Source organism: Fibrobacter sp. UWB1 (genome assembly GCF_002210325.1).
GTDB lineage: Bacteria > Fibrobacterota > Fibrobacteria > Fibrobacterales > Fibrobacteraceae > Fibrobacter.
Genome location: NZ_MWQL01000010.1, coordinates 123,409 through 136,794, shown reverse-complemented (window position 1 = coordinate 136,794; position 13,386 = coordinate 123,409). Strand labels below are relative to the sequence as shown.

At 49.1% G+C, this 13,386-nt stretch carries 9 protein-coding genes and 1 pseudogene; 2 read left to right on the top strand and 8 right to left on the bottom strand.

All coding sequences use genetic code 11. From position 1 onward, the window contains the following. Window positions 1-116 (top strand): annotated as a pseudogene (locus B7988_RS15465) (type II toxin-antitoxin system VapC family toxin); the annotation flags it as partial. A gap of 126 nt (window positions 117-242) precedes the next feature. Here the strand turns inward: B7988_RS15465 and B7988_RS09470 are convergent. Next, window positions 243-1,910 carry a hypothetical protein gene (locus B7988_RS09470; RefSeq protein ID WP_088657696.1) on the bottom strand — a complete coding sequence of 556 codons (1,668 nt, stop codon included), beginning with the start codon at window positions 1,908-1,910 and terminating at the stop codon, window positions 243-245. A 433-nt stretch (window positions 1,911-2,343) separates the two neighbouring features. Beyond that, a complete protein-coding gene (locus B7988_RS09465) occupies window positions 2,344-2,835 on the bottom strand; it encodes a hypothetical protein (RefSeq protein WP_088657695.1) in 492 nt (163 codons plus the stop codon). A gap of 177 nt (window positions 2,836-3,012) precedes the next feature. On the opposite strand from B7988_RS09465, the gene B7988_RS09460 reads away from it, so the two are divergent. Continuing rightward, window positions 3,013-4,404 carry a sugar porter family MFS transporter gene (locus B7988_RS09460; protein ID WP_088657694.1) on the top strand — a complete coding sequence of 464 codons (1,392 nt, stop codon included), beginning with the start codon at window positions 3,013-3,015 and terminating at the stop codon, window positions 4,402-4,404. Window positions 4,405-4,523: 119 nt separating this feature from the next. Here B7988_RS09460 and B7988_RS09455 read toward each other — a convergent pair whose 3' ends face one another. From B7988_RS09455 to B7988_RS09430, 6 genes are all read right to left on the bottom strand, one after another. Further along, entirely contained in the window at window positions 4,524-6,683 is a 2,160-nt protein-coding gene (locus B7988_RS09455; RefSeq protein WP_073319560.1) for a glycosyl hydrolase family 8, read from the bottom strand. Window positions 6,684-6,906: 223 nt separating this feature from the next. Next, window positions 6,907-8,076, bottom strand: a complete 1,170-nt coding sequence (locus B7988_RS09450) for an acyltransferase (RefSeq protein ID WP_088657693.1) — start codon at window positions 8,074-8,076, stop codon at window positions 6,907-6,909. 91 nt (window positions 8,077-8,167) lie between these two features. Beyond that, the gene (locus B7988_RS09445) at window positions 8,168-9,229 is read right to left on the bottom strand and encodes a hemolysin family protein (protein ID WP_073319554.1); all 1,062 of its coding nucleotides are present in this window, start codon (window positions 9,227-9,229) and stop codon (window positions 8,168-8,170) included. After that, window positions 9,229-11,574, bottom strand: a complete 2,346-nt coding sequence (gene sppA, locus B7988_RS09440) for a signal peptide peptidase SppA (protein ID WP_249268937.1) — start codon at window positions 11,572-11,574, stop codon at window positions 9,229-9,231. The genes B7988_RS09445 and sppA overlap by 1 nt, the downstream gene beginning before the upstream one ends. Further along, window positions 11,555-12,502, bottom strand: coding sequence for a Gfo/Idh/MocA family oxidoreductase (locus B7988_RS09435; protein ID WP_088657692.1), 948 nt, complete (start codon window positions 12,500-12,502; stop codon window positions 11,555-11,557). The genes sppA and B7988_RS09435 overlap by 20 nt, the downstream gene beginning before the upstream one ends. Further along, entirely contained in the window at window positions 12,480-13,187 is a 708-nt protein-coding gene (locus tag B7988_RS09430; protein ID WP_141225619.1) for a hypothetical protein, read from the bottom strand. Before B7988_RS09430 ends, B7988_RS09435 begins: the two co-directional genes overlap by 23 nt. Window positions 13,188-13,386: the final 199 nt, after the last annotated feature.

The following is a 13,386-nucleotide window of genomic DNA, read 5'->3' as shown; positions in this document are numbered from 1 at the left end:
ATAAAGACCCGTTTGACCGGATTTTAATTTGTCAGGCAAAGGTCGAGGGAATGAAACTTATGACACACGACTCCCTGATTCCCTATTACAACGAGTCTTGCGTTTTGTCGGTTTAGGAAATCATCCCGTCACGTCCAAGCGTGAATTGAGAATCGAAAATCTAAGTGCAAAATACCTTGCCGAAGATTTGATCGAAAACGAGCCGGCACTATTTGGGTGAAAAGTAATTAGCCTATTTCATTCTACCTGGCAATTACTTTTTGCGAGACCCCGTTCATCCTTATAAAATATGTTCCCGGAGTCTTCACTGTTTTTACATGATGGCCAAGAGCGTCGTAAATGACTTGTCGCGAGCCACTCCTGACCATATCATGAGCAAACTTAGAACGAACTATCGTTGTAGAAGTGTCAATTTTGGCAGTGTCAATTGGCGTTGGCATTTTGGAGTATTCACAAAAACCCGTAAAACCAGGGAAAGTTCCACAAAGCTCCCAAACACCCCTATCTTCAACAGAGTCATTGAACGTGTTCAAATTTTTCACAAAATCGGCACTTGAAAATTCCGCAAACTGTAAATCGAGTACATTTATCAAAACTCTAGCAGAATCATTTCTTATAACGGCATATTCAAGATCTTTCAAAGTTTCAACATTAGCATAGGATTCATTCACTTCAAATACAGACGATGTAACGCTGGCCGCTATTATTGCAACATTCTTCTCTGCCGAAATTGAATAAGGGGAAACATATACATTCCGAATACAGACAGAGTCTGCCAAAGAGAAGCCAAAAACACCCCCAGCAAAGCTGCTTTTTCCTTCGGCCCTGGATATAATGTTTCCTAAATTAAAAGCATCTGTCACTGAAGAACGAGAAGAGCCGGCAATTCCCCCCACTATAGCCGAAGGAACCCCTGTACTACTACTAGAAGCATTCTCCCGATGAACATTAACTTGAACGGTTCCATAATTGCCGCACTTTTTTAAAGATCCCATAGAGAAACCACTCACACCACCCACATAGGCTGATATATGACGCATGCCTCCTGTATCTCTATCTGTAGCCACATCAACAGTAATATTACCTGTATTGACAACTCCTTCAAGAAGACCTTCTACGCCACCAGAAATTCCACCAACATAAACATAAGAGGTCGAAGCAAATTCGCCCTTGTTTGTAACAGATCCATTATTCACAACATTCAGAATTTTGCCATAATTATAGCCGGTAATTCCTCCAATATAAGCCTCAAGCCCCATATCAAGATTCACATTATTTACCGAATTTGAGATTACTCCCTTACTGAAATTTGTCCCGACAAGTCCTCCAATGTTTTCCGCAAAAACCTTTCCCCTAGATGTGATTTTCCCGGATGTCGTACAATTGTCAATAACACCATGATTACGCGCGGCTATAGTACCGATAGTTATCTTTTCACATTCACCGACAATGCAGCCACTATACCCAGTGACATTTATATCAACATTCACAAGGTTCAGATTTTTAACCACGCCCTGAACGCCAACAACCTTGAAGAACCCTGCAAAAATCGTATTGATTTTCAATCCATAAACACTATGACCTTGACCATCAAAAATTCCCTCATATGATCTCAGTCCGCCCTCCTTGTAAGAAGGCAATGGGGAGCCAATGGGTATCCAGTTTTTCGATGAAACCGAAAGCGAATCGCTTCCTAAAATAATGTCTTTTTCTAAAAGAGCATTTATGGATGAATCGCCGTCTGCAACCTTTTCTGCAAACCAAGCAAGTTCTTCTGGAGATGTGATTACATAATACTTTACTCCATCAACATCCTTAACGGAAGCCTCCTTAGTGGAACCATCCCATTCTGCAAAAACAAATCCAGAGATGAACAACAACCAAATTAAAATTTGTTTCAGTAACCACATAAGACTATACCATTTTTTTCAAAACGCCCCCCAAAAAAACACTAATGCCGAAGATATTCGCACGCGCTCTTCGGTCTGTGGGACAACTTCTCAAGCCGAGAGCCGCGACTAAACTTGTTTAGGCATGGCCGAGGCGAAGAAGTTGGCGCTTGCGCAACGTCTCTTCTTTCTTTACTTCACGAAACATGGGTTACCTCTCGGCCTTCGGCCAGGCTGTGAGCCATGAGCGCAGAAACCTTCGGTTTCCTTTGAGCAATGAGGTTGCTTAGCAAAGCTAGGCGATTTATCAGGCGCCTTTGGCGCGATTCTTTAGCTCAAAGCACACGAAGTGTGCGACCTCATACCTCATAGCTCATAGCTATTAGGCGTTAAATTTTCGGGTTCAAATTTAGAAAATAGAGGAGGCTATGGCAAAGCGGCTTACCGCTTTAGGCTACCCTTTCTTCAGGATTTCTTCGATGTCGGCGCGGCTGAGGTAGGCTTTTTCGTTCAGGGCTGCGGCAATTTCGCAAAGGGGCTTGCGGCAAGCCATCAGAATGTTGAAGAGTTGTTCGACCACGTTCGCCTCGGACAATTGAAAATAGTAGCAAGCGGCCTGAAAACGCTGGTAATCCGGATCGCTCTTGTAGAGTTCCGCAGGGAGATCCTTCATGACCGTATCCAAGTCGCAAGCAAAATCCTTGCGCATCAGGAATTCGGCCAAATGACCCGCCATGGCAATGTGGGCATCGCCTTCGAGCTCGGTTCCGGCGATGTGGGTAATGCCGGGGCGCTCCTTCGACATGTCCATTTTTACGTATTCGAGAGGGCGCTTAAACAGGAAGGCAATAAGTGCGTGACCCGCCTCATGGTTACACAACTTTTTGAATTCTTCTTCGCCGAAGAACTCCACCAACGATTCTCTTGTTAATGTTTGTTCTGACATTGCGTAATCCAGCTATTAAAAAAACACTACAAAAATACAAATTTGAGCACTGATTTTCACCCCGAATATTCCAACTTGGAATATAATTTATCATAAAAAAAGGCGTCAAAACTTGCTTTTGGGAGGACTGAACACTTATATTGTCTATAAATCCTTTAACCTAAAAAGGGGGCTTAAATGTCCAATGCAAGGTCAAACATGAGACATATCGTTCTCATAACACTTTCTGCCGCGATTGGCGGATTTCTATTCGGCTTCGATTCGTCCGTGATTAACGGGGCGAACGGAGCCCTTAAAGCACACTTCCACGCGACCGATTATGAACTCGCCTGGGCTGTTTCACTTGCACTGATTAGCGCGGCTGTCGGTGCATTTTTTGCAGGCCGAATTGCCGATGCCTTCGGACGCGTCAAGTGCATGCTTTTCGCTTCGGACTTGTTCCTGTTAAGCGCAATCGGTTCCGGTATTCCTTTTGGTATTTCTGACTTTATCTTGTGGCGCGTGATAGGCGGTTTCGGCATCGGCATGGCAAGTATTATTGCCCCGATTTACATTGCCGAAACAGCACCTGCCCACTTGCGTGGACGACTAGGTTCGATGCAGCAGTTCGCCATCGTGATAGGCATTTTCGTGGCGCTTCTTTCAAACTACCTGATTGTGCGTATCGCAGGCTCTGCCAACAACCCGATGATCGGTAATGTCAAGGCTTGGCAGGTGATGTTCTGGGTCGAAATCATTCCGGCAATCCTTTACGGATACGCCGCCTGGAAACTCCCCGAATCGCCACGTTACCTGATTCACAAGGGATTTATCGAGCAAGCCCAAAAAGTACTAGCACAAATCAACCCTGAAGGCGTCGATAAAGAAGTGGAAACCATCCAGTCTTCTTTCAAGAACAAGAAACAGCCCAAGTTTATTGACCTGATCGAGATTATTGACGGCAAGGAGCGCATTTCGCCGATTCTGTGGGCAGGCCTCGGACTCGCCATTTTGCAGCAGCTGGTGGGTATTAACGTGATTTTCTACTACGGCACCATGCTTTGGCAGAGTGTCGGCTTCGGCGAAAGCGACGCCTTCCTTACGAGCGTGATTTCGAGCGGAGTGAACCTGGTGATGACCGTGGTTGCCATTTTGCTTATCGATAAGATTGGCCGTAAGCCGCTCCTGTTGATCGGTAGCATTGGCATGGCGATTACCTTAAGCACACTTACCGTATGCTTTATGAGCGCAGGTGCCGACGGCACACTCCCGGGAACGGCTGCAATTATCGCCTTGATTGCTGCAAACCTCTACATTACCTTCTTCGCGGCAACGTGGGGACCGGTCATGTGGGTGATGCTTGGCGAAATGTTCAACAACCGCATTCGTACCATCGCAATCGCTATTTGCGGTCTTGCCCAGTGGTTTGCCAACTTCGTGGTCACCTGGACGTTCCCGGTGCTTACCGGCAAAGATGGCATCGGCGTCGGCCCGACTTACGCTCTGTATTCATTCTTTGCAATCTTCAGTATCTTCTTCGTGGCCAAGTTCATCAAGGAAACGAAGGGCAAGGAACTGGAAGAAATGTAGATATTTCGGATTTCAGAATTCGGAATATTGATTTCTGACAAATATTTGATATAATAAATGCAAAGGGTCCTCGGCAATGCCGAGGACCTTCGCTTATAATCTTTCGCTATTCAACAGAGTTACTTGACAGAGACCTTGCTGAGCTTGTTGCCAACGCGAACCATGTAGAGTCCCTTGCTCGGGACAGACACGGCAGCGTTGCCAAAGATAGCCTTGCCAGAAGCAACCAGCTTACCCTGCATGTTGAACACAGCGATGTTGGAGCCAGCCTTGGCGCCTTCAACAGAGATGTTCATACCGGCAACGGTAATCTTTGCTGCGGCCGGAGCTGCAACAGCCTGGATACCAGTCTTCGGCGTGTCAGAAATCTTGATGCCAGTAATCTTTTCCGGATCAACAACGTTGCCGCTAGCATCGAGGAATTCAACAGCCTTGATAGAGAGTTCGCCAATGCCGCCCTTAGCGTCCTTGACTTCCCACTTGATACCGGTAACACCCTTAAGAATCTGGGTGCCTTCCGGAGCCTTAGCCTGGTCGACCCAAGAAAGGATATTGATCAAGCTATCCGGATTCGGAGAAGAGCAGCTCTTGTCACGACCGAGGAAGCCCATATCGCAAGGAGTCAGATCGTAAGTCGTAGCGACATAGTCACCGCTCACAGGAACGTAGATACCCGGTTCTGCACCAGCTTCACCCGTGAATTCGTTAAGGATTGCCATACGGATCGGGCCAGAAGCCTTCATCGTCACGCGGAGAGACTTGATGTTGAGCTTGGTAAAGTCAACACCCTTCTTGTCGTTAGAAAGGAAGGACATGGCAATACCGGCAGACGGATACTTGAGGAGGCCTGCATCAGCCTTTTCCTGAGTCCATTCCGGTTCCGGACCGATTTCCATGGAAGCTTCAGCGTAGATAGCGCCATCCTTCAGGTAGAGCGGAGAAGAGCCAGAGTCCGGAACCATCTTGGTACCGATACCAAGCTTGTCGTGGTAGGCGCCCCAGTTCCAGAAGCCAGAGAGACCAACAGTAGAATCGCGAGAAGCCATCTGCTGACCTTCGATGTCGGAAACAGACGGAGCCTTGGTCGGATCCGGAGTGAACTTTTCAAAGCCAGTCGTATTATAGAGGTTAGGCATGTTACCAGTCAAGAGGAGGAGGTAGAGCATGTTCAAAGTAGCCGGATAGTACTTTTCTCCTTCGACAGAGCCTTCACCGCAACCCTGAGCGGTAGTGCAGCTCTTCTTTTCCTTAAGAACTCTGTAAACGGTGCCGAGATAGGACTTTGCTTCGTCGCTAGAAATGGATGACGTTGCAAGGCCGAGACCGCCGGAGAAAGTAGAAGAAACAAAGTTACGCTTCACACTCATATCGGCTTCATAAGAGTTGCTCTTATAGGCATAGCCAGAGTTCACACCGCTAGCGGTATGAGTAGACGGAATGAGCCAATCAACGACTTTCTTGTTGAAAGCCTGAGCCTTGGTATCGCCATACCAGTAATAAGCCCAAGCCATGCGCCACGGAGTACGGGCTGCGTCATCGTAGAAACCGATGTCGTTAGAAACGGCTGCAGATGTCAAAGTCGGCTTGTGATCGCCCCAGCTGCACCAGTCCGGCACAAGACCGGTCTTAGAATCCTGGCAAGCGTTCAAGTCAGTGTAAGCCTGGGAGATGACGCTAGACCAAGAACCGCCAGCAACATCCTGGAAGAGCTGGAAGTTGGCAGTCGTTGCATAGCTCGGGTTGAAACCGTCATTCCACTGGTTACCCGGCTTAATCTTGTTGCTTGCGATATCGTTGGTAGCAATCCAGGAAATGAGGGACTTACCGGCAGTGAGGTAAGAATCGTCATTCCACTGCTTGGAAGCCATCACGAGAGCGAGAGCGGCATCGAAGTCAGCGTCAGATGCAGTACCAGTACCACCGCTGCAACCGATACGCCAGTTCATACCGCCACCATTGACGCTGTTGCCAGTCCAAGTCTTATAAAGATTCTTGAAAACATCCTGATCGTCCATGTAGACGGAAATCAACATACCATATGCAATAGCTTCGGAAACAGTAGAGCAAGTTCCTTCCGGAGCGAGCACCCAACCATTGCTAGCCTGGTACCAAGCCTGTTTCCACAGCTTGTAATGTTCCTTGATCATGTCCGTATCGGCATATTCGATAGTCGTGCCGTGCGGATGTTTCATGTTCTGCGGGAACGGGTATTGCCCCGCATAGGCAGCGGCTGCCGTAAGGGCAAGGGCGCCGATCGCAACTTTGAAAGTGTTCTTCATAATTATTCCTTATTGATGACTTTTACACCCACTCTTAAATATAAAATAGAGACCTTTTTTGGGAAAGGTTTCAATTGTAATAATTCAGTTGCAAAAGTGGCGTTTTTACGTAAATTTCTAGGAATCTAGTGATTTTGTTCACACCCCGATTTGCACTTTTTGTTCGCCAAACGTTCTCAAAAAATTGCGGGAATTTACGTCCCGACAAAATGTTAACAGCAAGTTACTTTGTAGAATTCTGCTGCAACTTGGCTTTTGCCTTCTTGCGACGCCAAACTTTGAACTCGCTATACAGCGTACTGACCGTATAGATGAAAATCAAGAGCAGAATTGTATTCTTGGGCTGGTTCAAGTTGCAAATGCCCCATGCAATCGTAATAATCGGCAAATGAATCAAATACGGGTAGAACGAAGCACGGCCGATTTTGCGGACAATGCCAATGCAGAAGAACTTCGCGACAAAACCCTTGCCGGTCAGAAGCGAAACCAGGAAAAGGCCGTACAATAAAATCGGGAGCGAATGATGGAAGAAATAATTGAAGCCAGGATTCAGTTCCGGACGCATCAGGAAGAGACTGCCGTAAATAGCGGCGAGCATGACAAATTGCGCAATACCGCTTGCAAAGTTTCGCTTGAGAAAGTCGAAATGGCCTTCTTTAAAGAGTCTAAAGAGCACCATGCCGAACAAATATTCGAAAATACGGACGGGCGCAAAAATGTGGAAGAATCGGTACTTGGCGTCATAACTGTCGAACCAGAGATTATCGGAAAGGCCGAAGAAAATCGCCCACAGAATGCCCGGAATAAAGAGCGTTCCGAAAAGCACCCAGAGCGTGCGATCGCTCTGTTTGAAAAGCCAGCGGCTAAACCAGGGTGTCACCGCGTAGCACACAAAGAAACTGGTAAGTGACCAGGAAGGTTCGTTCAGTTTCATACCAAGATCTGGCACAATGGACCAAGTAAGCGTGATATGCAAAAGGAGGCTACGCCACGGGTGGGTCATTTTTGCAAGGCCTGCGGCAAAGCAGTCGCCGATTTCAGAGAGGCAGGGCAGGTGCGTGTAACCGCTAAACTTGAAGACGAGTACCACGAACATGAGGAGCGTCATGAAGAAGTGCAGGCGGTACAGTTTGGAGATGCGGGCGAACATGAAGGGGATTACAGGAATACGGCGTTCCGGATCGCTAAACTTGCTCGCGAAAAGAAAACCGGCGAGCACGTAGAAGATGCCTGCGGCAAAGGCGGGAGCATTAATGATAGGCATGATCCACTTGTAATCGGACATGTAATTGAGGGCCGAAGAAGAGCCCAAGTGCAGCATCACGATGTTAATGCTTGCGAGGAGTCGAAGGCCGTCAAGAGCCGGGAAGTAGTTAGGCTTATTTACTGTCATAATATAATTCGGAGTTCAGAATTCGGAGTTCAGAGTTGAAATTAATTCGGAGTTAGTAATAATTAATTCTGAAATCTGAATTCCGAATTCATCATTTTTTTCCTTTATCTTGTTGGCGGATGCGGGCAAGGGCTTTGGAGCGGCGGCGGGCGGTTTCCTGGAGGTCGATGGCTTCGTCATATTCATCGACGATTTCACGGCCGAGGATTTCTTCGAGGACGTCTTCGAGACTGACGATGCCTGCAATGGCGCCCCACTCATCGACCACGCCCACGATATGTCCGCGTTGCTTTAGGAATCGGAGCAAAAGCTTGTCAAGCGTAAGGCTGTCGGGAATGAGTTGCAACGGGCGCATCATCTGGCGGAGTTTTACATCGCGCATGCCCTCGGCAAGCTTGTTGTAGGCGTCGCGGCGAAGTACGATACCGACCCAGTTGTCCTTTTCTTTTTCGTAAAGCGGTACGCGCGAAAACGGCCAGTTTCCGCGTTCATCGAGAGTCTCGCCGATAGAGGCGTCTGCCTGAAGCGAGAAAACCACTTGACGCGGTGTCATGACCTTACGCACCGGCACCGACTTTAGAGCCAAAATGTTCTTGATAACCAGGGACTGTTGGCGGTCAATGACATCTTCGCGGAGTCCGAGACTCACCAGGCTGTTGATGTCATCGATACTCACGTCTTTCTTGTCTTCTTTTTCGCGGGTCCAGTGCTTGGTGAGCGTGAGGCAAAGCCAGATAATGCCTGTCCATGAAAGGACAATCGTAATGTAGTAGAACGGTACTGCGACCAAGGGGGCGACAATTTTTGCCTGCTTGACGCCAAGCGTTTTCGGCGTGATTTCGCCAAACAAAAGAATCAGCACGGTAAGAATTATCGGGAGCGATACCTGTCCAATCGGTGGCAAATTTTTGACAGCCAGCGCCGTCGCAAGTGATGCGCCCACGGTGTTTGCAATCGTATTCACCACCAGCACCGAGGCGATATAGCGGTCAATGTTTTCTTTGACATGCACTATGTAGCGTGCCGTAAACTTCTTTTGTTTTTGCAGTTGCTCAATGGTTGCAGGCGGCATGCTGTAAAATGACGCTTCTGTCACCGAACAGAACGCCGAAATGGCAAGGCAACCTAGAACCGTAAGGACGATATAAAACATTATTCAATACCTAACAAAGCCGGCTCAAAAAGCGCGGGCTCGACCGCCCAAAGTTGCGGGCGGCTCAAGTCATAAATGTATTCGGTCCAGTCGGAAAGCTGGTAAAGCATCTTGGAGCCCGGCGTCGGGAGCGTGAGCGAATGGCCGGAGCCGAGCACTTGCAAATCGACGTCGGTGTTTTCGCCGATGTCGGCAAGTTGCTTGGCGACGGCGATCGCGTCGTCGATTCCGCCGAGGCCGTGTACGAGTCCTGCGGCAAGGGCCTTGATGCCGATCATGACGCGGCCGCCACCGTAGGCGGTATCGACGGTCGCCTGCGGGATTCCCGTAGCTTTAGAAACGACTCCAGTAAAGCGATCGTAGAATTCATCCATGTACGCTTGCAAGGCGGCCTTTTCGCGGTCCGTCCAGGGGCGCGTAAAGGTCGTCGCGTCGGCATATTCGTGCGTCTTGACGGTTTCGGCCTTGAGCCCGATTTTTTCCATAAGGCCCGAGGCGTCGACTTTACCGCCATAGATACCGATGCTACCCACAATGGCCATCGGTTCTGCAAGGATCTTGTCGCCGGCACAAGCGATATAGTAACCGCCCGAGGCGCCCATGTAACCGATGCTAGAAACCACAGGAATGCCAATTTCGCTGACATTGCGAAGCGCAGCCCAAATCTTGTCGGAAGCGATTGCGGAGCCGCCCGGCGAAGAAACGCGCACTATCAAGGCTTCTGCACCGGTGCCGGGCAATTTGCGGATTGATTCGAGTACCGAGCGTTCCATGCGGGAATCGATAGTGCCGTCAATATTCAAGAGGGCGATCTTTGCTCGCGGAGCCCAACTTTCGTTGAAAATCTTCTTGCCTGTCGGCGTCCAAGTGCGGTACGCCGCATTCGGGTAGTCGATATCAAAGAACGTCTTCAATGCGTAAGATGGCACTTGATCCAGGTAAAGCAAGGTGTCTACAAGGCCCGCGCGCTTTGCAGCAGACGCCGTTACCAGCGGTTCGCCCGCCAAGGAATCCAAATGTTTGTAGGCTTTTGCGGAAGACATTTGCGATCCTACGCCACGCATGGAAATGTAGGTTTGCAAAGCGGTCCACAAATCATGATACAGCGTGTCGAAATTGGAGCGTGCCTCTGCCGACATGGAGTCTGCCACGTAGGGTTCTACAGCGGACTTGTACGCCCCATGACGTAAGAATTCCGCCTTCACGCCCAGTTTGTCAAACAAACCCTTATAGAAAAGAATGTTCCCGCCGAGACCGCGCCAGTTCATGTGAGCGGAGGGTTCCACTGCAATACGGTCTACATGCGCAGACGCCAGCAACACCGCAGGGCGGATGTCATCCATGTAGGCGACCACCTTGCTTCCGCGGGCCTTGAGTTTTTTGACGTAGCGGTCAATTTCGCTCGAAATGCCGATGTTTCCCTTATAGCCCGAGAAGTCCAGAATCACGAGGCCGCAGGCCGGGTCGCGCAGCATGTGTTCAAACAGATTACGCACATGCCAGATGCTAATGGAACTCTTGCGGAAGAACGAGAATTCGTCTTCGGTTTCCGCAACTTGCATATCGAGCGGCACGCGAATAATCTGCGCACTCAAAGAAGCGTTCGGGTTGCGGGCACTGTGATAGCCCCAGGCGCCGCCCTTGGGCAAGAGGTCGTCGTATACATGCAAGGCGACATTGTTGTAGGCACCGAAACTGGTGGAGAAGGTAAGGCGGTATTCGTCGTCGCCATAGAGCGGCATGCGGAAGCCCCAGCGCACACCGTAAAGGCCGAGTTCAAAAAGCAAACGGTGGTCTTCGAAATCTTCGACGTCGTAACTCACGCTGAAGAGAGAGCCGAGGCGCAAAGTTGCACCCAAGTTCTGCACACGTTCAGGAGCCTGCGGGCCGGCATAAAGCACATTGTCGCAGGAGTAGCCAAGCGACACGAACGAAAGAGGGCGAATCATAACACCCAAATCCATGCTCCATTCCGTGCCCGTAAATTCTGCAGTACGGATAGCGTTAACGCGCTCGCCTACAAAAATCGTGCGGTTCCAGAGAGCGTTTCCGTGAATGAGGCTCCAGCGGGAAAAATCGAGGTGATGCGGGCCCTGGGTATATTCAAAGCCTGCAGCCCAATGTTCTAAATTACCGCCAACACGAAAATCCTTGATGGAATTGTCGTAATCGTAACTAATGAGCGCGCCCTTGGAATCAAAGGCGGCAACGCCGGCCGGGTTACCCCAAATGCCATGTTCATTTTCAAGCGATACAAAACCCGACTCGCCCGGAATATAGGCGAGGGCATACGTAGCGCAGAACAAAAAAAGCGCGGATACAACCTTATTTTGCATCAAATTCATTCGCACTCCCCTTCTTGCATACTTCACCAACCAAAGAAACCATGATCACTGCAGCACAGGCGTCGTATAGGCCTCCATACCAACTGTAATCGGGTTCCTCATCTTGCGCCGTTTTTTTATAACTTCTTAAATAATTTAGAAAAGCCTGATGTTCCTTTTGTAAGGCATACGCCGGATTGCCGTTGCGATAGGCGCCCAAATCCAGCTTGACCGAGCGAGCGCCCATCGAAATTTCTACCGTACGCGAATCAGAGGCGGAATTTCGGTCTGCTATAAATTCAGCATTTAACGTTTTCAAATCATAGAAGGCGTGCACCCGGTCGTCCGACAGTTCTTCGCAGCGAAACGACTTGTACATCATCGCTTCCTTGCCGGCAAAGAAATGAAGCAGGTCCATGTCGTGGATCATCAGGTCATATTCCACGGAGACATCGCGGTTGCGCGGAGAGAATCCGTGCGTTCGCGTAAACTTGAAGCTGACCGGGGAGGCATCTTGTTTCTGGAGAAACCAGAATTTGAAGTAATCCTGCATTTCCTTGAAAAAATCGGACTTCACAAATTCTTCGATGGCCGGGTTGTAGCGTTCCGAATGGCCGACAAAGACAAATGCATTACGCTCCGAGGCAATGCGCCGAAATTTTTCTGCATTTTCAAAAGAGATGGATACCGGCTTTTCGACAAGCACCGGGAGCATGATTTCGATAGATTTTTTGACGTATTCGTCGTGCGTTACTGCAGGCGATGCGACCACGGCAAAGTCCGGCGAAAGTTTGCCGACTGCGATTTGTTCGAACAGGGCGGTCGCCTCGGCCGTGGTATCCGCCACTCCGATAAATTCAATGCCATCGGCTTCGAACAACCGCTTGTGCCGCTGCCCCATAGTTCCGTTGCCGATCAGGACTGCTTTATAAGAACATGAATTTTGCATAAAGTCCTAACGTGTGGCCGGTTTCCATTCCAAACAGGTAGCCGCGATTTATTTCGTAAAAAAGGGCGATTCCTAAAGAATTCTTGAGCACGGCAAAATAGCGGGCGGCGTCAACGCGCATTCTAAAGCCTTGGTCCAGGTCATCCATTTTACGGTACGACTTTTGCATGTTCAGGTTTTCGGATTCCTGAATGCGCCAACGGTACAGGAAAACGTAATCGAACTTCCAGCCGGAATAATCGTCACGGTCCCAGAGGAACTTCCACGAAATGGAGCCCTTTACGCCCAGTTCATCGCCCGGTTGATAATTCTGCTTTTCAAGGAACGTGTAGTATTCAACCGCGGCCCCAAGCGTCATATTCCGGGAGAATTCATAAAGGCCGAAGGGCGAAACGCCCAAGCGGTAGAATCGATTGACTTGCGAGCCCTCGCGCGGCGGAAGGGTCCAGTTTAAATCTACCCCGAAAAACGGGAAGGGGCGCATTTTTACACCCAGGTACGATTCATTCAATCCGTTGACATGCAAGTCCAGAGCTTCATGACGCTGGTCATGGAACATGAGGTCGTATTCGTAGCTCAGAAGTCGGTACGAGAAATCACCGTAAACGCTAAAGCAATTACAAGGGGCATACTCCCCCGACATGTTTATATCGGCACTGTAAACGTCGTCTCGAAGTTCCGCCAAACCTCCAAACAGGGCATAGCTTTCGGGGGCTCGCACCGGCAAAATAGATTCGCGGGCATGGCCCAAAAGCGCCAAGACAACAACACAAAAGGGAATTATTCTTAAAGAAAGATATCGTTTCACAGCTAGATGACTACAATTTAACAAAAAAGACAATCCTGCAGGCACGGTTGGTTGGAAATCCCATAACGATTATCTA

Coding starts and splice junctions, on each gene's coding strand:
- B7988_RS09470 (WP_088657696.1), bottom strand. CDS start 1,910: ATGTGGTTACTGAAACAAATTTTAATTTGGTTGTTGTTCATCTCTGGA.
- B7988_RS09465 (WP_088657695.1), bottom strand. CDS start 2,835: ATGTCAGAACAAACATTAACAAGAGAATCGTTGGTGGAGTTCTTCGGC.
- B7988_RS09460 (WP_088657694.1), top strand. CDS start 3,013: ATGTCCAATGCAAGGTCAAACATGAGACATATCGTTCTCATAACACTT.
- B7988_RS09455 (WP_073319560.1), bottom strand. CDS start 6,683: ATGAAGAACACTTTCAAAGTTGCGATCGGCGCCCTTGCCCTTACGGCA.
- B7988_RS09450 (WP_088657693.1), bottom strand. CDS start 8,076: ATGACAGTAAATAAGCCTAACTACTTCCCGGCTCTTGACGGCCTTCGA.
- B7988_RS09445 (WP_073319554.1), bottom strand. CDS start 9,229: ATGTTTTATATCGTCCTTACGGTTCTAGGTTGCCTTGCCATTTCGGCG.
- sppA (WP_249268937.1), bottom strand. CDS start 11,574: ATGAATTTGATGCAAAATAAGGTTGTATCCGCGCTTTTTTTGTTCTGC.
- B7988_RS09435 (WP_088657692.1), bottom strand. CDS start 12,502: ATGCAAAATTCATGTTCTTATAAAGCAGTCCTGATCGGCAACGGAACT.